The organism is Paenibacillus vini (assembly GCF_018403325.1).
Lineage (GTDB): Bacteria > Bacillota > Bacilli > Paenibacillales > Paenibacillaceae > Fontibacillus > Fontibacillus vini.
This window is the reverse complement of the sequence record NZ_BOSL01000008.1, coordinates 146,021-164,045: the sequence shown is the minus strand read 5'-3', so window position 1 is coordinate 164,045 and position 18,025 is coordinate 146,021. Positions and strand designations below refer to the sequence as shown.

The 18,025-nt window shown below is 45.6% G+C and carries 18 protein-coding genes; 17 read left to right on the top strand and 1 reads right to left on the bottom strand.

Translation table 11 applies throughout. The annotated features are described in order from the left end of the window. Nucleotides 1-50 precede the first annotated feature (50 nt). From KJS57_RS14115 to KJS57_RS14040, 16 genes are all read left to right on the top strand, one after another. Nucleotides 51-737 carry a response regulator transcription factor gene (locus tag KJS57_RS14115; RefSeq protein WP_213655286.1) on the top strand — a complete coding sequence of 229 codons (687 nt, stop codon included), beginning with the start codon at nucleotides 51-53 and terminating at the stop codon, nucleotides 735-737. Between the two features lies 1 nt (nucleotide 738). Next, the gene (locus tag KJS57_RS14110; protein WP_213655285.1) at nucleotides 739-2,070 is read left to right on the top strand and encodes a sensor histidine kinase; all 1,332 of its coding nucleotides are present in this window, start codon (nucleotides 739-741) and stop codon (nucleotides 2,068-2,070) included. A gap of 20 nt (nucleotides 2,071-2,090) precedes the next feature. After that, complete coding sequence (locus tag KJS57_RS14105; RefSeq protein ID WP_213655284.1) at nucleotides 2,091-3,038, top strand: helix-turn-helix transcriptional regulator; 948 nt, start codon at nucleotides 2,091-2,093, stop codon at nucleotides 3,036-3,038. Between the two features lie 69 nt (nucleotides 3,039-3,107). Beyond that, a complete protein-coding gene (locus KJS57_RS14100; protein ID WP_213655283.1) occupies nucleotides 3,108-3,638 on the top strand; it encodes a DinB family protein in 531 nt (176 codons plus the stop codon). Nucleotides 3,639-3,843: 205 nt separating this feature from the next. Then, the gene (locus tag KJS57_RS14095) at nucleotides 3,844-4,713 is read left to right on the top strand and encodes an SPL family radical SAM protein (protein WP_213655282.1); all 870 of its coding nucleotides are present in this window, start codon (nucleotides 3,844-3,846) and stop codon (nucleotides 4,711-4,713) included. Nucleotides 4,714-4,730: 17 nt separating this feature from the next. Beyond that, nucleotides 4,731-5,441 carry an alpha/beta hydrolase gene (locus KJS57_RS14090; RefSeq protein ID WP_213655281.1) on the top strand — a complete coding sequence of 237 codons (711 nt, stop codon included), beginning with the start codon at nucleotides 4,731-4,733 and terminating at the stop codon, nucleotides 5,439-5,441. Nucleotides 5,442-5,472: 31 nt separating this feature from the next. Further along, entirely contained in the window at nucleotides 5,473-5,997 is a 525-nt protein-coding gene (locus KJS57_RS14085) for a cysteine hydrolase family protein (RefSeq protein ID WP_213655280.1), read from the top strand. A gap of 87 nt (nucleotides 5,998-6,084) precedes the next feature. Beyond that, entirely contained in the window at nucleotides 6,085-7,095 is a 1,011-nt protein-coding gene (locus KJS57_RS14080; RefSeq protein WP_213655279.1) for an AraC family transcriptional regulator, read from the top strand. Between the two features lie 134 nt (nucleotides 7,096-7,229). Beyond that, nucleotides 7,230-8,024, top strand: a complete 795-nt coding sequence (locus KJS57_RS14075; RefSeq protein WP_213655278.1) for an SDR family NAD(P)-dependent oxidoreductase — start codon at nucleotides 7,230-7,232, stop codon at nucleotides 8,022-8,024. Between the two features lie 107 nt (nucleotides 8,025-8,131). Next, the gene (locus KJS57_RS14070; RefSeq protein WP_213655277.1) at nucleotides 8,132-8,839 is read left to right on the top strand and encodes a DNA alkylation repair protein; all 708 of its coding nucleotides are present in this window, start codon (nucleotides 8,132-8,134) and stop codon (nucleotides 8,837-8,839) included. Nucleotides 8,840-8,934: 95 nt separating this feature from the next. Beyond that, nucleotides 8,935-10,038: a metallophosphoesterase gene (locus tag KJS57_RS14065; RefSeq protein ID WP_213655358.1), complete on the top strand. Its 1,104-nt coding sequence runs from the start codon at nucleotides 8,935-8,937 to the stop codon at nucleotides 10,036-10,038. 70 nt (nucleotides 10,039-10,108) lie between these two features. Then, a complete protein-coding gene (locus KJS57_RS14060) occupies nucleotides 10,109-11,665 on the top strand; it encodes a hypothetical protein (protein ID WP_213655276.1) in 1,557 nt (518 codons plus the stop codon). Nucleotides 11,666-11,739: 74 nt separating this feature from the next. After that, complete coding sequence (locus KJS57_RS14055) at nucleotides 11,740-12,219, top strand: DinB family protein (RefSeq protein ID WP_213655275.1); 480 nt, start codon at nucleotides 11,740-11,742, stop codon at nucleotides 12,217-12,219. Between the two features lie 155 nt (nucleotides 12,220-12,374). Then, complete coding sequence (locus KJS57_RS14050; RefSeq protein WP_213655357.1) at nucleotides 12,375-13,403, top strand: ROK family protein; 1,029 nt, start codon at nucleotides 12,375-12,377, stop codon at nucleotides 13,401-13,403. Nucleotides 13,404-13,486: 83 nt separating this feature from the next. Continuing rightward, complete coding sequence (locus KJS57_RS14045; RefSeq protein ID WP_213655356.1) at nucleotides 13,487-14,686, top strand: MFS transporter; 1,200 nt, start codon at nucleotides 13,487-13,489, stop codon at nucleotides 14,684-14,686. 28 nt (nucleotides 14,687-14,714) lie between these two features. Next, nucleotides 14,715-15,320 carry a DUF1349 domain-containing protein gene (locus KJS57_RS14040; RefSeq protein WP_213655274.1) on the top strand — a complete coding sequence of 202 codons (606 nt, stop codon included), beginning with the start codon at nucleotides 14,715-14,717 and terminating at the stop codon, nucleotides 15,318-15,320. Between the two features lie 92 nt (nucleotides 15,321-15,412). Here KJS57_RS14040 and KJS57_RS14035 read toward each other — a convergent pair whose 3' ends face one another. Beyond that, complete coding sequence (locus KJS57_RS14035) at nucleotides 15,413-16,912, bottom strand: glycoside hydrolase family 43 protein (protein ID WP_213655273.1); 1,500 nt, start codon at nucleotides 16,910-16,912, stop codon at nucleotides 15,413-15,415. A gap of 183 nt (nucleotides 16,913-17,095) precedes the next feature. On the opposite strand from KJS57_RS14035, the gene KJS57_RS14030 reads away from it, so the two are divergent. Continuing rightward, the gene (locus tag KJS57_RS14030) at nucleotides 17,096-18,004 is read left to right on the top strand and encodes an ArsR/SmtB family transcription factor (RefSeq protein ID WP_213655272.1); all 909 of its coding nucleotides are present in this window, start codon (nucleotides 17,096-17,098) and stop codon (nucleotides 18,002-18,004) included. Nucleotides 18,005-18,025: the final 21 nt, after the last annotated feature.

Genomic DNA, 18,025 nt, shown 5'->3' with positions numbered 1-18,025 from the left:
GCTTGCTGATGCGAAAAAAATGGTATATTAGGATGCAAGGTGGGATGTTCATGAGTTCATTACATACGATCCTGGTGGTAGACGATGACCAAAGTATCGTCGAGCTGCTGAGAGACTTTTTGGAGAACGATTATTTTCAAGTAATTACCGCTTGTGACGCTGAGCAGGCCTGGGACGCATTTCAGAGCGAGCCGATTCATTGCATTGTTCTGGACATTATGATGCCTGGACAAAACGGGTTTGAGTTGTGCCGCCGAATTCGTGCGGAGAGCGATGTCCCTATACTTTTCTTGAGTGCCCGCAGTGATGATGTAGACAAGATTCGAGGATTGACGCTCGGCGGTGATGATTATATTGTTAAAACCGCTTCACCTGGGGAGATCGTTGCTAGAGTAAAGGCTGTTTTGCGGCGCGCCGATACCCGGCAGCCAAAGGCAGAGCAAATATTGGATTATGGCCGTATCAAACTAAACCTCACCGCGAGAGAGGTTTTTGTAGAAGGTAACAACGTCGTACTTACACCGAAAGAATATGAACTGCTGCGCTTATTTGCTGAACACCCCAGACAAGTTTTTACATATGACCAGCTGCTTGCGAAGTTCTGGGACGGAGTCGGCGACAGACATACGATTCGGGTTCATTTAAGCCGGCTTCGTGAAAAGATTGAAGGGGATCCGAACCAACCGCAATATCTGGTCAATGTATGGGGTATCGGGTATCGTTTTGAGGGAGGATGAGATGAGAACATTACGCATTCGTACTTTTACCTTGCTTTGTTTCTTTTTCATCCTATCAGCGCCCTGGATATTCTTCGTAATCTCTAATTTTATGGAAACAAATACGCTCGGCTTTTCAAGAAGTCAGGCGCATAATGAGCTAATACAAGAACAGTTGACCGAGACAACTCAACTGATCGAAGCGGGTGCTGGCAAATGGAACGATCCTCAATGGATTGACCAATTGCAAATCAAATTGCGCGAAACGGAGATGGAAGCTGTGATCCTGGATGCTTCGGATCAGGTGATTTTTCGGTCCGCTTTGAAGGGCATGGACGCTTCTGCGCCGATTGAACGATTATCGATTCTGGAGGACGGTCGTAAGCTTGGCGAGGTTGTCATTTATCTGCCGAAGACAAGAACGGTTCAAATGATTGCTGCGATAACCGGGCTGCTGTTAGCTTTCTTTATAGTTGGATTTGAGATGCGCAGATTTCTTCTTAAGCCCCTCGAAAAGATGGGTTATGCCGCAAGACAAATTGCAACTGGAGATTTGGATGTGCAGCTGCCATCGACCAAAATCACAGAAATTGCTGAGGTGCGAGACGGATTTGAGTTGATGGTTAAGGGACTCCGTCAATCCATTCAAAAACAAGTGGAGCTGGAAGAGGAACGACGCTTCGTGATTTCGGCTGTAGCGCATGATTTACGGACACCGTTGTTCGCATTGAGGGGTTACCTGGATGGCTTGGAGCAAGGCGTGGCTCAGTCCCCGGAGAAAATGAATAAGTATTTGGCGGTTTGCAAAGAAAAATCGGCGCAATTGGACCGGTTGGTTGAGGACTTGTTCACCTTTACAAAGATGGATTATTTGGAATCAAAACTGATCACAGAGACTTTGGATTTAAATCTAATATTTCGAAAATCGATAGATAGCTTGAGCCTGCAAGCCCAACAAAAGCAAATTACGATTTCATTGGGCTCCCAGGGCGTATGTTCCCTTAACGGTGATCCGCACTTGTTGGAACGTGCCATGAACAACCTCTTAGATAATGCTGTAAGACATACCCCCATCTATGGGAAAATTGAAGTGAATTGTTATTTGGAGGAAGACAAAGTACTGTTTAAGATCAGGGATACGGGGCCTGGCTTCACTGAAGAGGAAATGCAGCATGTGTTTGAACCGCTATATCGCGGAGAACAATCCAGAAATCGTTCGACCGGAGGGAGCGGGCTTGGTTTAACGATTTCACAGCGAATTGTAAGAATGCACGGAGGGGATCTTGCCGCAAGTAACCATCCGGAGGGAGGAGCGCTGCTAACGGGCTCGATCCCTGCAGCTGTCCCGGAATAACGGTCGATAGGGGGAAAGGAATGAACAAAACGGAACGGCAGCTCGCAATCACGCTTGAGCTCCAGCACAGTAAGATGCTTCGCGCAGAGGATTTGGCGGCCCGATTCGAGACGAGCGTGCGCACGATATACCGCGATATTCAAGCGCTTAGCGAAGCGGGGGTTCCGATTGTCGGGGCTCCGGGTCAGGGTTATTCCTTGATGGAAGGGTATTTCCTGCCGCCGGTAGGTTTTACGGCTGAAGAGGCTGTGGCTTTGTTAATGGGGGCGGATTTTATTGAGCAGCGGCTGGATGCTGATTATGATAGGGTCGCCAAGACGGCCAAAGTAAAAATTGAAGCGATTCTTCCGGAGCCTATTCGTAAAGAGTCCGTACGTATTCGGGATACGATGCGGCTCCTTCATGCCGGCGAACAGGTAACCGCGCGGAAAGAAAAGGACTATCTTGAAAAAACGCGACGGGCCATTCTGGATCGCCGTAAATTAAGCTTTACCTATCTGAAAAAAATACCTGAGCCCGACGGTAATCGGGAGAGCAGGCGGAATGTCTCGCCATATGGACTTGCGCTCGTTCAGGGAAATTGGACTTTGATCGCGCGCTGTGAGCTTCGGCAAGATATCCGCCATTTCCGTTTGTCACGGATGGCGGATCTTGCGGTGTTAGAGGAGAGCTATTCCATGCCGCCCGGATTTAATCTGCGTGACTATCGCCCGCAAAACGAACGTAACCTTGAAGTGCTGCTTAAGGCGAGTCCCGAAATTGCCGATAAAATCGCCGAAACCGGAAGATTTTATATGGAAATGACAAAGGAATTGGACGATGGACTCATGGTCACCTTTCGCGTTTGGCAGTCGGAAGAGCTGCTCCCTTATATTCTTGGATGGGGAGCGGACGTGGAGGTAATAGAACCGGAGTCTCTGCGGAACCGGGTTCGGGAAGAAGCTGAAAAGATATTTAAACGCTACTGACACACTGTTGTCAGTAGCGTTATTTTATATTGGGATTATACCCAAGACGAAAGAGGAGTTGTTGTTCTAGTGAGAAACACAGCGGAAGCATTACATGAGTTTGAAGCTACAGTGGACCGGTATTTGATTAAACTGGATAGCCTTGAAATGGAACAATTACTTAGGAAAACGGATGAGGATGAATGGTCCATCGGGCAAATGTATATGCATTTGATTCAATCGGCACAATTCATGCAGCTAAATAATGTTGATCAATGCTTGGCCGGAAATGAGGCAACGGTGGTCGTTTCGGGCATCAAGACGGAACAAGGCAGGGAGGTATTCGAACTTGGAAGTTTTCCGCCCGTTCGGATCCGTGTCCCGGCTTCGCCGCAATACACCCCGCAGCAACCGGAGAGCAAGGAGCAGCTTGCGGAAGGTCTCCGAAGTGTAGTGGAAAGGATGAAACGTACAGAGTCTGCCTTGAGTCAGGCGTCTGAAGCATATAAGATCCCGCATCCCAGATTAGGTGCGTTAAACGCTAAAGAGTGGTTTTTGCTGGTCGAAATGCATTATCGGCATCATTTGCTGCAATTGGATCGTTTATCTCAGCTTTTATAAAATCTGAGTTTGTGACATTTGAAAGTAGAATTAATCGAAATGGTAACAGAAATATAATTATGTAAACCAAATAAATCTTCTGAGATCAAGAGAGGAAGGGAGCCGGGCTTCCCTTCTTTTTTGTTTAAATTTTACAGTCCCTTTTTCAAATGTCCCATTAGAGAGTATAGTAAAGTATATTAGCGCTACAACGAGCAACAATGCCATGTCCATTGAGATAAAAGATATCATATCAAAAAAAATATTGAGCGAAGCCAAGGGGTACTTGGACGTAGGTTTCACTCATTCATTAAATCCTTACAGCGGCTGCGCATTTTCTTGCAAGTATTGTTATGTGAGGGAAATGCCGATTCAAAAATTCAAGGATATTCCTTGGGGAGAATGGGTCGACATTAAAATCAATGCCGCAGAAAATTACCGCAATGAAATCATCAAGCTTCGTAAAAAAAGCAAACCGGTTCATATTTTTATGTCTTCGGCTACGGACCCTTACCAACCTATTGAGCGCAAAGCGGAGGTCACTCGGCGGGTATTGGAGGAAATGATACAACATCCGCCCGATTTTCTCCAGATCCAGACTCGCAGTCCGCTTGTTACAAGGGATCTTGAATTAATTTCAGTTCTAAAGGAAAAATGTGAAGTTCTGGTATCCATGACGATTGAAACCGACCGTGAAGATATAAAGCGGATCTTTGCACCTTATGCTCCTGGCATTCAACTGCGGTTAAAAGCGCTAAAACAAATCCATGATGCCGGAGTAACCACCCAGGCCGCCATCTCTCCCGTGCTGCCCTTTACGCCTGATTTCCCAAAGGCGCTGGAGGGAATCGTCGATCGAATCTGGATCGATACGCTTAATATCGGAGACGGTTCTATGGGTAAAAGATCGGAGCGATTGGGGATGCCAAGTCTGTTTGAAAACCATCAACTAACGAAGTGGAATGATAAGGATATCCATGTGCGGGTGGAAAAGTATTTTAGGAAGTTTTTCCCCGAAGAGATGATCCGTGTTTCAAAACACGAAGCGTTTCCGAAAAATCACAATTTGAAAAAGAAAGATGTTGACCTCAAATGACTAAGGGGATTTGAATCATGATTGAGACTTTCGTATCCTCCAAAAGCACGTGTACGCATATGTGCCGAACAATAGTGTTTTTTGTTGCCGGTATACTAACCTATCGGAATAACTTTGAAGCTGCTGCCGGCGAGTTCGCCAAGCGATATCCCCATATCAAAATCGTAATGATCTTTCCCTATGGGATGGCGGACGGAACTAATCGTTCCTCATTATCCCGTCTATTGGCATGGCAGCTTGCTCCAGTCGGGTATGATCTAATCCATGAGGAATCTCGGCGGGTGAAAGCTGCAGTGGAAATCATTCGTGAGCATGGAGCGGCCGCAGATCAACTCATCCTGGTCGGGCATAGCGCCGGCAGCGTGATTGCTTACCGGGCAGGGCTGAACTTGGAGGAAAAGCACGGTTTTCGGGAGGTTCAAGTATTTGCGGTAGGCAGCCCTAAATTCTTTTTGAAGGATATCTCATTCAATAAGCAATTCACTTATATTACCGGTCAGAAACAGGACAAAATCACCCGGATCGGCAGATGGCGCAAGCCGGGGTCCCGGAAGTTCCGCGGAAAGCCCGGACGGGAAATTCAACTGAATTTCAATCCGGATCATCCGGGATGGAAGTTTCACGCGTCTTATTTTCTAAATTCGGCGTGGAGTGACGCTAACCAGGTTTTTCATTCCAACGTAGAGGATCTCGTCTCCAAAATCCATGAGCTATGCCCGGATAAGTAGGTTGTATCCCATTATTTTAAGGAGAATGATCATGAATAACCACACCGCCTTATTGGTCATTGACGTACAGGAAGGAATGTTTGATCCGGATTATCCCGTGTTTCAGGGGGAAGTCCTACTGGACAAGATTGATTGGTTGATTTCAAAAGCGCGTGCCTCTCAGGTACCTGTTATTTACATTCAGCATAACGAGGAGCCGGGCGAGCAGCTGGTACCTCATAGTGCGGACTGGCAGATCCAGTCCAGAATTGCACCCGAAGAGGGTGATACTATCGTTCAAAAGCGTAAACCCGATGGATTTCATGAGACCGACCTGCAAGAAAAACTGGAGTCTCTCGGAATCCGTAAGCTGGTGGTTACAGGCATTCAAACCGATATGTGCGTACATGCAACCAGTATGAGGGCAAGTCAGTTGGGTTATGAAGTCATTGTCGTCGAAGACGCACACACCACCAATAACCAAGTTGACCGGACAGCTTCAGAAATCATTCAGGAATATAACGATAAATTCCGTTCAGTTGCTGAGGTTAGGCCCGCGGAGACGCTTCTGTTCTAAGGAACAGATCGCATCAAAGCGCGTGATGGGCTCCAGTAGAATCGTCTGCTGTTTTCTAGAAATTGCTAAGAAAGGAGGGATATAGAGATGAAGTCTCAACCTTTTGAACGAATAAAATTCCCGCCAGGATTTTGGGACGGATTGCGAACCTTAGGGATCTCCGCTCAAGACGTAGCTCGCAAAGCGGGACTGCCCCTGACCATTATTACTGAAACGGAAGTTTCCACCGCCCAATATTTTGATATCTGGCAGGCCTATTCCGATCTCATTGGCGACACGGCCAGAGGAATCATTGAGCTTGCAACCGCCTTTGAAACGTCCAAGTATCCGCCCAACGTTTTAGCGACTTACCACGCTCGTGATTACCGCGATGCCCTTTATCGAATGGCAAGGTACAAGCGATTGTGTCCTCCCGAAAGCTTGCGAATTACCGATGAAGCAGAGAATTGCACCATTGAGCTGGAGTGGCTAAATCCCGATCAATCCGGTCCGCCTTTACTGGTTGGTATCACGCTGGCATTTTTGCTGGAGCTAGGGCGAAGGGGAACGGGGGAACACTTGACAGCAAAGTGCGTTGAATTTACAAATTCCATGGGCGATGTCCAGGCTCTGGAGGAATTCTTTGGTTGTGAGATCGTCATAGGCGCCGATCATAACCGGCTGATATTGCATCGGAAAGATTTGAATCTTCCTTTTAAGTCGTATAACGAAGAGCTGCTAGAAATATTGACCCCCGCCCTGGATCAATCGCTTAGTGAACAACAGCGAACGCTCACCATAACGGAGAAGGTTAAATGGATCCTGAAACGCAGTCTTACGGGGGGACGGCCTGACATTCAGGTTGTCGCAAAAGAGCTCGGAATGAGCGATCGGACGCTGCAAAGACGGCTGACAGACGAGAACACAAGCTTCAAGCAGCTGTTATCGGAGGCTAGACATGAACAGGCACGGGAGTATCTGTCAGACCCCTCACTCGAAATTAAAGAAGTAGCATTCCTGGTTGGCTATGAAGATCAGAACTCATTCTACCGTGCTTTTCGGCTATGGGAAGGGGATACCCCATCGCAATGGCGTACGGAGCACTTGGGGATAAACTGATTTATTGGATGTGGCGTGTTAAACAAGAAGATTGGCGTATGGCGCTAGTTACCTAATGATTAAGACAAGGTAAGATAATCCCTATCCGAAGCATAAGACTGCTTTGAAATTTACTGATATAGGAGAAATGCAGGATGGATATGGGATTAAAGAATAAAACAGCGTTAATTACAGGATCATCCAAAGGTATAGGTAAAGCCATTGCCTTGGAGCTCGCCAAAGAAGGGGTCAATGTCCTGATCAATGGGCGAAATGAGGAGGAAGTGCAGCGAACCGTTAATGAAATAAAACTGGCATTTCCGGAAACCAATCCTCAAAATGCTGCTGCTGATATCGTGGATATCGGGCAAAGAGAGGCTTTATTCGCTAAATTCCCGAGTGTTGATATTTTGATTAACAATGCGGGCATATACGAAATCATGTCATATGAAGATGTCGACGATGAAGTATGGAATAAATATTTCCAGACCAATGTTCTTGCGGCGAATGGGTTGTCAAAATATTATTTGCCTCACATGCTGAACAACAATTTTGGCCGCATTATCTTTATTGCGAGTGAAGAAGCCGTAATGCCTTCGGGACAAATGCCTCAATATTGCATGACTAAATCCATGTTATTGTCTCTGTCGAAGAGCTTGTCCAAATTAACAATCGGAACGGAAGTTACCGTCAACACGATTATGCCGGGACCGACGCTCTCCGAAAATGTACAGCAAATCATTGAAGGTATCTTTGCTGATGGCAATATGACTTTTGCAGAAAAAGAGAAACAGTTTATGGCTTCAAACCTGCCTCAATCCGAAATTCAGCGATTTATCCGTCCAAGTGAAATAGGCAGGCTAGCTGCATTTATTTGCAGCCCTTATGCATCTGCATTTAAAGGTTCACCGATTCGCATGGATGGGGGCATGGTACCGACTATTTATTGACCACTACAAGCTGCGTGTCTATTAATTCAGTAAGGATACTTCCTTTGACGGTATGGGTTATAATAAACTGGATGAAAGTATTTAAAAGTTAAGGGAAGTGCTATTTCATGAATTTGGACATGGTCATGCAGGAGCTTGAGTCGCTTGGTAAGGAACGTACGAAGAAAATATATTTATCCAATGGCGCGCATGAACCGTTATTTGGCGTGGCTACGGGTCACATGAAACCCATCTTCAAGAAAACCAAAATAAATCAGCCATTAGCTGAGGAGCTTTACGCTACCGGCAACTACGACGCCATGTACTTTGCCGGGATCATTGCCGACCCCAAAGCTATGACGGAAGACGATTATGATCGTTGGATGGATGCGGCGTATTTTTATATGTTATCCGATTATGTCGTTGCGGTAACCTTGTCCGAAAGCGATATTGCCCAAGAAGTAGCCGATAAATGGATCGCGAGCGGGGAAGAGCTGAGGATGTCCGGGGGTTGGAGTTGTTATTGCTGGCTTTTGGGCAACCGGCCTGACAGCGAATTTGCCGAAGATAAAATTTCCGCGATGCTCGACATGGTGAAAAGCCGGATTCACGATGCTCCTGAGCGAACCAAATATGCGATGAATAACTTTATTTACACCGTGGCGGTTTCCTATATGCCGCTGCACGATCAGGCCGTCGAGACGGCAAAAGCAGTCGGCCCTGTCGAAGTCAACAAGGATAAATCGAAAAGTAAATTCCTAAATGCTTCCGACAACATTCAAAAAGCAGTAGACAAACAGCAACTGGGTTTCAAACGGAGACATGTAAGATGTTAAAATCAGCAGCCGGTCATAACGACCGGCTGTTGTTTATTTTTGTTTCCATCAAAGATATGATAGGTTTAGTTGAGAAACGACGAAGGGGAATGGACATGCTTATCGTTATCGGAATCTTCGCCATCTTAATTTACGGCGGGTTAGTTTATTATATCGGTTGGCGCGGGTACCGCTGGCTTCGACCGACTAGTTCGTCCTGGAAATTCAAGACTCTCTACATCCTCGTGGTCGGACTGGCCGCTTGTTCGTTCATCATCGGACGAATTCCTGGACTAAAGATCTTGGGGATTGTCGGGGCTTATTGGATGGCCATATTTTATTTGCTGCTATTGCTGGTACCGCTTGCTCATATAACGGTCATTCTGTTACGTCTCACCCGGTTGCCCCGGCAGAGAACTCAGTTCTGGGCGGGAATGGCGACACTGGTATTGGTGATTTCTTTAATGGGCTACGGTACTTTCAATGCCTACAGCCCGATCATAACTACATATAGAATTAAGATGGAAAAAGGTTCATCATCGCTCTCTTCACTTAACATTGCGATGGCGGCGGATACGCATTTTGGGTTGTTATCGGGCAAAGATCATGCGGAGCGGTTGGTCAAGGAAATGAATGCGCTCAAGCCGGATCTCATTTTGCTGCCGGGTGACATGTTCGACGACGATATTCAACCTTTTATCGATCAGAAGATCGATGTGATATTGGCTAAACTTGATGCTCCGCCATACGGTGTTTACGCTACGCTGGGCAATCATGATAAACATAAGGGCACGATGCAGGAATTGATTGATACTTTAGAACACAGCGGAATTAATGTTCTATATGACGAAACGATAACGATCAATGACCAGCTTACGATTGTTGGGCGCAAAGACATGAGCGATCCCGACCGGCTCACGGTAGACAAGCTGATGACCGATACTGACCCGGAGAAGCCGATAATTCTATTGGATCATCAGCCTACGAAATTAGGGCTCTCCGAACAAGCGGGAGTGGACCTTGTCGTTTCAGGCCATACTCACCGCGGTCAGGTATTTCTCGGTAACTTGATTACAAATGCGCTTTTCGAGAATGATTGGGGTTATCTCAAAAAAGGAAACATGCAATCCATAGTTACATCCGGTTTCGGTTTCTGGGGACCCCCGATTCGGATCGGTACGAGGTCTGAAATAGTCAATATAATGGTGGAGTTCGAATAATTTCGGAACAGGAAAATGCTACCTTTTTGTCGAAGGATAGGAGAAACCATGGTATTCATTGGAGGTCAATATGAAAAGATTGCGTCCCTTAGCTTTGTTCTTGATTCTTCTGCTATCCTTTGAAATTCTCGCATCGTCATGGAACCCGGTTTATGGAAGCTCAAACAACACAGATACCCTTGATAAAGCGAAAGTGTATTTCGAATGGATGGGCCATACCTATTGGCGAAACAAAACAGGATCTCCTGTGTTTCGAACGACAAGTGTTGATTACAAAACGGGATTGTTTACTGTCGAAAATGTCGAGCTTGATTTTATTGATACGTCTAAAGAATATAGTTTCCGTTCCGTTCAGGGCATGAATTCGAAGAGTCCTCATATTTCGTACACTATTTTAAAGAGCGGAATAACGGAGAAGATCATCAGTTATGATAGCCGAAAAGAATCGATAGCCTTTTTAGCTGAGCGAAGCGTACCGGGAGAAGTCATTGATGGGGTATATCCAGATGCCGGAATGTATATCGTTAAAAGGAGCTCCGATAATGAATTCTTAATTTATTCTTTATTGACAAACAAGCTGATACATAAGACCAAACAATGGCCCATAGAAAACAGAAATTCGTTTATGATTAGTGGGCTTAACGGAAATTACTTCGACCCCGCGCCTGCATTGGGAGCGATCTATTTTGACCCACCTATTTATTTTGATACCAAGACCTCTAGTTATAAAACCAATCCTGGTGAATATCCCTATGAGATCAAGGCGGACGGTACCGTTGTAAAACTTCACTCTTACAGAAAAAATCGTTCGGAAGATTATGTATACAAGAAAAAATTGAGCGGTTCCACTATCTTCAAAGAATCAAAAGCCGGAGATATCGTAAAGCATGAACTTATCATTAACGGAAAGATTCTTACGTTACATGAAGCAAATTTTAAACGTTCGAGCTATTCTAATGCTGTTGCGCAGATTAGTCCGAAGGGGGAAACGCTAGTTCTTTATCTCAGTTTCTTCGAGAACAAGAGAAGAGTGATGGACAAAGTAGAATACCGAATTTATGATACGAAGACGGGAGTTCTTATCAGAAGTATCCTTGTTAATTCAGTCGGGTTGCCATCGTCGATAGATTATAAAATCAATTGGATTGCAAACACTGACCATATCATTCAATCCGGTATGTTAAATCCTGCAACGTATAGAACCATTGATCCCGAAGTCAAGACACCTTGGAACTACGGAAATGTAGTTGATGCTTATTTTACGCCTTACTATACATTTTCTTTAAGCGGGTATTTGTCCACGAATGATCCGATTCCTGTCAGCTTCAAGGGAGACTATATGCAATATTCCGGTCAAGGAACGTTTAGAATTTCGAATCTGACAACTTACACCCCTGTTGGCGAGTTAATGACTTTGCTGGGCGGAACAATGCTTGAAGAGAACGGAAAGATTACCGTCGCTAATCAAGAAAAATCCTATGTCTTGGACTCAAAAAAACAAATACATTGGAAAGGGCAAACCTTCTATCCATTGAGAGAGGTTTTAACTGCATTGGGATTGAAGCTTGTAGACAAAAAAAGTGAATTGGCATCGGACAATTGGAGAGAGTTTGAGATCATTGAATAACGATTAAAGTGAGTATTAAGAATCCCACGAATCAAAGATTGATCCGATTATACCCAATATAAGGAGTGATAGTAATGGAGCAGTTCTTGTTCAATCAATTAGCCTTTGTAAGAGGCCAAACCTTAAAATTGATGGAGGGAGTTACGGAGGAACTCGCAGACCGGATCCCCGAAGGATTCCGAAATAATATAAGGTGGAATTTAGGGCACATTTATGTCGTATGTGAACGGTTTGCATTTAAACAATTGAATCTTCCGCAACAACTGCCGAATGGATTCAGCGAACAATTCGAAAACGGGTCTTCACCGTTAAATTGGCCCGCATCCTTTCAAGTGCCTACATTGCCGGAGCTTGAGACTCTGCTGAAAGAACAGCAAGAGCGGATACGAACTGCTCTGGGTCATCGTTTGCAAGACAAGATTGTCCCGCCATATACTACATCTGCGGGAATGGTTCTGGAAACGCCCGAACAATTCCTCAGTTTCAATTTATACCATGAAGGCATGCATCTCAGCGTTATTAAACTTTATAAAGTCATATTATCCCGGAATTAGTTAGCTAAGAGACAGCCTTTACAAATTTAGCTCCATACAGTTCCAATGAAAATCCCCTTTTCGAAGGGGATTTTTGCTTGACATTTGCTCATTTTCCTTTAAAATCACACTTATTATAAGTGTTTTAATAACTCGTGAAGAAAGGACATGCCGCCGTGAATCCGACAACCCATAATACGCTGCAAGTGAAAAAGATCAATGTTGAGTTAGTGAAGAACACATTGAAGGCCGTTGGTACGGGGACGAAGGCTTCCATTGCGAATATGACGCGATTAAGTGTCGCTACTTGCGGCACGATCCTTAATGAACTGGTGCAAAGCGGGGAGGTTCTGGAGAGAGAACTGGAAGAATCGAGCGGCGGACGTCCGGCCAGACAGTACATGTTCAACGCCGATTATGCGTATGTTCTTTGTTTATTGGTAAAAACGGAAGGAGGCCTTCATTCAATAGTTTATGCGCTCGTCAATTTACTTGGCGAGAAAATGGAAGAGGGGACAAGAAGCTTGGATTTCATTGATGTTGAAACCATTGATCAGTTGATCGAGGAATTCACGGTTAAATATCACAACATAAAAGCGATCGGGATTGGTATCCCGGGAGTTGCCCATCAAGGAATCATCGGAATTTGCGATGTGGCTCCTCTGGCAGGTGAACCTTTGGGTCCGCGGCTTGAAGAAAAATACAACATAGACGTCATTATAGAAAATGACATGAATCTGACGGTTTATGGGTTCTATAATCTGCAAAATTTTGAGGAAGATAAGACGTTTGCTATTGTCACTTTTCCCAAGAATCATTATCCCGGCGCAGGTTTTATTGTAAACGGACGTATGGTCACCGGGAATACCAACTTTGCAGGCGAAATTTCCTATTTCCCCTTTGGAATTACGCGGGAAGAGCAATTGGAACGACTGCATAATAAAGATGACTTTATTGCATTGGCAGCCAAACTGTTAAGTTCGATTATCACGATCATCAACCCGGTTTCTGTTGCCATCACCGGGGATTTAACGCATCCTTCCATGTCGGAGGAATTGATAAAGGGTTGTCTTCAATATATTCCAGAAGAGCATATGCCGAGTCTCTTAATAAAGAACAATACGCAAGACGAGTATTTAACCGGAATTATAGCCATTACTTTGGAAAGTTTAACTTTTCGTTTGCAATTGGTGGAGAGAAGATAGTGTAGATTTTTGTAACCCGCTGATTGATTTAGGAGGATTACAGTTTGAAGCAAACATCCAAAAAATTTAATAAGATCTATGCTATGCAACTGGCTACCATCTTTCTGGGATTTATCATTTTTGGGATCTCGGAGAATATTAAAGGACCTGCCATTCCAAGGATTCAATTTGATTTCCATTTAAATGAAGAGCAATTGGGCAGTCTGTTATCTTTGAACGCATTGGGTTATCTGATAGCCTGCTCGTTTACCGCTGTATTGGTTAGAAAATGGGGGATCAAAGCCGCAAGTATTCTGTCTTTTGCCTCCATGCTGATTTCAGGCGTATTTATCTTCATATCGCATACGTACCCGCTGTTTTCCGCTTCCTATTTTTTGATGTATATCGGAAACGGGATGCTCGAAATTGCATTGGCTATTCTGGGAGCACGGATCTTTGTCAAGAATACGGGAACCATGATGAATTTATCTCATGCCTTCTACGGATTAAGTTCCACGGTCGCGCCTTTGATTGCAACAGGAGTCATGTCGGTTCAAGTATTCGGTCATGCGCTGGATTGGCGCGGAATGTATCTGGTCATGCTTTCATTATCTTTGCTTCCGATCCTGACTGCCCTGCGCAGTACTTTTCCTGGAGATGATCTTGCGAATGAGAGCCGGACTCCCCTAAAGGAATTGATGAGAGATCCTGCATTGTGGTGGATGGTGCTCATTCTCTCGTTTGGCGTTGTATCCGAATTGGCTGTAGGGGGCTGGCTGGTCAATTTCCTGGAAAAAGCATACCACTGGGACACCGTAAAAGCCTCGGGTATGCTGTCCGCCTTTTTCCTTCTATTCGCTCTTGCCAGACTCTTCTTGGGGCCTGTAACCGATAAAATCGGATTTACGTTTTCCCTAATTATATTCTCCGGCCTGTCTGCGCTTTGTACATTTGCCGCTATTGTCGGGGGAGAATCGTGGTCTTTCCTGTTTGCGGCGGCAGGGATTGGGATTGCCATGATTTATCCGACCGTTATGGCCTTTATTGCAAAACGTTACCCGCGCGGAAGCGACACCGCGATTACTTTTACGGTCACGTTAATGGGACTGGGCAGTGTGATCGGCAACTACGTTATCGGATTTGTCATCGAAATTGTGAAAAAAATGTATGGGGTGGGTAATGCCAACGGATTGCTGCGAGGGCTGCAGGCGGGGTACGGATTTATTGCCTTATGTGCTCTTTTATGTTCCGTCTGCGGTTGTATTTTATATCGTTATTTGAAAAAGCGCGGGGAATTAATTTAATCTATCTTTGATTAAGGAGTTCAAAACTATGATGATTAAGAAAATGGATTGGGAGGCGGGGGAATGGCTCAATAAGCCCTTGTCTGCCCGGATAGAAGATCAATTCTTGAAGGTGGTGCCCGAAAAGGGAAGAGACTTCTGGAAAAAGACTTTTTATGGTTTTGAGTATGAGGATGGGGCCGCTTTGTTGGCGGATTGGAGTAAAGACAAGGCAGTGGAAGTCTCGTTCCAACTCTCTTCCTTCACGGAGTTGTATGATCAGGCAGGCATCCTCTTGTATCATGGCCCGGGCCAATGGATTAAAGCGGGCATTGAAATCAATGACGGAATTCCGCAGCTTTCCGCCGTCGTAACCGACGGTTATTCCGATTGGTCGCTTGCCGCCGTGCCGGAATGGGCCGGGGAAGAGGTTACGCTTCGCGCTTCGATTATGAAGGACGCGGTGATCATCCGCGCACGTACGCGGCTTCATGCCTGGCGCACCATTCGCGTAGCCCGGTTCCCTTATCCAGCAGGGAATCAGGCGGGACCGTTTGCCTGCTCTCCAACCCGGGATGGACTCGAGGTTACCTTTACCCGTTGGGATTTTACAGAACCGGATCAAGACCTCCGTACCGATCCGACAGAAGAATAAATGAACAAGACGAACAAAAGCCGCGATATCCGCGGCTTTTTGCTTTACCTGCTTATTATAAATGATGTTAATTCACCACATTAAATATTGAATCAGGAATACACGATGCTAAATTGTGTGAACGCCGCATGGCAATCTCGTTCTTTTCCCGTGGCATACAAACCGATAAGGACCCCTGTAAATCCGCCCGCAACTTCCGAGGAGAGATATCTCGATTGTGCAGCTCCGAGCAAGGTCTCCGTACCATCATCCGTTCGGACATAGAAATGATAATGAGTAGGGTTTGATTTAATTACCAATGTGGCATGATTGCACTGTCCGAGGTCGATCGCTCTTTCCACGGATTTGATATCTCCTACATTAAGCCGCTCGATGACCTCGTATCCTTGTGGGCCGTTGTGCAAGGCCAAATCATAATGGTGGTTTTCGTCCATATAGACCGTAATTCCGGCTTCGCCGCCCTTTAGGCTGATGTCGCATGAAATGACTGCGTTGAAGTCTTTTTGACGAATCCCTATAAATGTGGGGGACAAAGGAACATCCAGCGTCAATTTGGTTCCTTTCAGCGTCACTTTATCGGGTTCGAGCAGATAGTTTTCCGGAGCCGGATGACGCAGATAGCACCAGTCCAGATTCCAATCCGTGTTCTCGAATGTAAAAGACTTCTTCTCCTGTTGGATGATACCGTCAGGGAACCGATCCGTTTCGAAGCTCATCAATGTAGTGCCGTTATGGCCTGCCGTAAACCAGCCATCTTCCCCGAAGGTAACCGGGGTAAGGAAAACCTCGCGACCCAAGTGATGATACGTAAGATACTGGCCGGTTTGCCGGAAGCCGAGATGAAGGAGCCACCAATTCCCTTCGTAGTCCTGAATCAGATCACTGTGACCAACCCCTTGCAGCTCATAACCGCCTAAATTACGATTGGTCAGTACGGGATTGTTCGGATAAGGTTCGAACGGGCCGGAAAGAGATTCTCCCCGGGCATAAGTCACCATATGGCCGTATTCGGTGCCGCCTTCGGCTGCCAGCAGGTAATATCGGCCGTTGATTTTATACATATGAGGGCTTTCCAAATAACGCCCGCCGGTTCCTTGCCATATGGAACGGCTAGGTGTCAATTTGCTTCCGGTTTCAATTTCGATTTCGCACTGAACGATTCCGTTGACTCCGAAATCGTCTGTTCCGTTGCTCATGAAATACGTTCTGCCGTCCTCAAAATATAAATCCGGATCGATTCCTCCCTGATCGACAGGGATCGGATCCGACCATTCGCCGTAAATATTATCAGTCCAGACATAGAAGTTCTGACGGGTCGTATCATTGGTTGTCGTCATGTAGAAACGACCGTTATTGTAACGGATGGTAGGAGCAAACACGCCACCGGAACTGCCCACCGTCTCAAGCTGAATCTGGCTTTTTCGAGTCAAGCAATGCCCGATTTGAGTCCAGTTCAACAGGTCTTTACTTTCAAAAATCGGTACGCCGGGGAAATACTGAAAAGTACTGCAAACCAGATAATAGGTATCGTTTACTTTGCAAACACTTGGGTCAGGGTAAAAGCCTTTAATGACAGGGTTATTGTACTTCATTTGTACACCTCTTCTTTAAAATTACATATATATGAATTCAGTTTGCATGTGAGATAAGAAAATTAAACACCAACGGGTTGATTATTTCAATAATCCAGTGTTGATGCTCTATATTAAATCAGTTAAATTAATATATATGTGATTTCAATATGTGCATGCGCGTTAAGGAGTTTGATGGTCAATATGATAAAAGCGAACGGAGACCCCCAATTCATGGCCTTATATGAGGCGCTGGCAAGCGAAGTCCGATGGAAAATTATGAACCTCATTGCCGATAGGGAAATGAATGTGAAAGAGATTGCGGGAAAGTTGGAGCTAAGCCCATCCATTGTTACCATGCACATCCGAAAACTCGAAGACGCCGGTCTCATTGGCAGCCGCAGGGTTCGCCAAAACGGAGGCACGCACAAATTGTGTTTTCTAAAGCAAAAAACGATTGAAATCGAGCTGCCCACTGCCGGCCGAAACGCAAAGATCAGGGAACAGAGCATTTCAGTCGGTCATTATACCGCCTTTGAAGTTCATCCTACCTGCGGGCTAGGCACGCTTGAGAAGGAAATCGGCGTTTGGGACGATCCGCGCTATTTTCTGGATCCTGAGCGGGTTCACGCTTCGATCCTGTGGTTCGGAAGAGGCTATGTTGAGTACAAAACGCCCAATTATTTGCTTCCTGACGAAGTCGCTGACGCTATTGAAATCTCGATGGAAATTGCTTCGGAAGCGCCCGGCTTGAGAGATCACTGGCCTTCGGATATTCGGTTCGAGTTTAACGGCATATCCCTAGGAACATGGACAAGCCCGGCAGACTTCGGAAGGGCGGCGCGCGGCAAATATACGCCGAAGTGGTGGCACAGAAATGTAAATCAATACGGGTTATTGAAGACGATCCGCATTGATGCTTCAGGAACCTTTATAGATGGGGAACGGATGTCGGATGTGACTGTAGCGGATATCAAGTTATCGGAACCGTTCTGGACGCTTCGTTTCGCAGTGGATGAGCAGGCCGTCAATATAGGCGGTTTGAGTATTTATGGGGCCGGTTTCGGAAATCATGACCAGGATATTCTGATTCGAGTGCACCTAAAAGGATAAAATTTATGGTATATTATGGAT

Bases quoted from the DNA above. Each gene is read 5' to 3' on its own strand.
- KJS57_RS14115 (WP_213655286.1), top strand. From the start codon at position 51: ATGAGTTCATTACATACGATCCTGGTGGTAGACGATGACCAAAGTATC.
- KJS57_RS14110 (WP_213655285.1), top strand. From the start codon at position 739: ATGAGAACATTACGCATTCGTACTTTTACCTTGCTTTGTTTCTTTTTC.
- KJS57_RS14105 (WP_213655284.1), top strand. From the start codon at position 2,091: ATGAACAAAACGGAACGGCAGCTCGCAATCACGCTTGAGCTCCAGCAC.
- KJS57_RS14095 (WP_213655282.1), top strand. From the start codon at position 3,844: ATGTCCATTGAGATAAAAGATATCATATCAAAAAAAATATTGAGCGAA.
- KJS57_RS14090 (WP_213655281.1), top strand. From the start codon at position 4,731: ATGATTGAGACTTTCGTATCCTCCAAAAGCACGTGTACGCATATGTGC.
- KJS57_RS14085 (WP_213655280.1), top strand. From the start codon at position 5,473: ATGAATAACCACACCGCCTTATTGGTCATTGACGTACAGGAAGGAATG.
- KJS57_RS14080 (WP_213655279.1), top strand. From the start codon at position 6,085: ATGAAGTCTCAACCTTTTGAACGAATAAAATTCCCGCCAGGATTTTGG.
- KJS57_RS14075 (WP_213655278.1), top strand. From the start codon at position 7,230: ATGGATATGGGATTAAAGAATAAAACAGCGTTAATTACAGGATCATCC.
- KJS57_RS14070 (WP_213655277.1), top strand. From the start codon at position 8,132: ATGAATTTGGACATGGTCATGCAGGAGCTTGAGTCGCTTGGTAAGGAA.
- KJS57_RS14065 (WP_213655358.1), top strand. From the start codon at position 8,935: ATGCTTATCGTTATCGGAATCTTCGCCATCTTAATTTACGGCGGGTTA.
- KJS57_RS14060 (WP_213655276.1), top strand. From the start codon at position 10,109: ATGAAAAGATTGCGTCCCTTAGCTTTGTTCTTGATTCTTCTGCTATCC.
- KJS57_RS14055 (WP_213655275.1), top strand. From the start codon at position 11,740: ATGGAGCAGTTCTTGTTCAATCAATTAGCCTTTGTAAGAGGCCAAACC.
- KJS57_RS14045 (WP_213655356.1), top strand. From the start codon at position 13,487: ATGCAACTGGCTACCATCTTTCTGGGATTTATCATTTTTGGGATCTCG.
- KJS57_RS14040 (WP_213655274.1), top strand. From the start codon at position 14,715: ATGATGATTAAGAAAATGGATTGGGAGGCGGGGGAATGGCTCAATAAG.
- KJS57_RS14035 (WP_213655273.1), bottom strand. From the start codon at position 16,912: ATGAAGTACAATAACCCTGTCATTAAAGGCTTTTACCCTGACCCAAGT.
- KJS57_RS14030 (WP_213655272.1), top strand. From the start codon at position 17,096: ATGATAAAAGCGAACGGAGACCCCCAATTCATGGCCTTATATGAGGCG.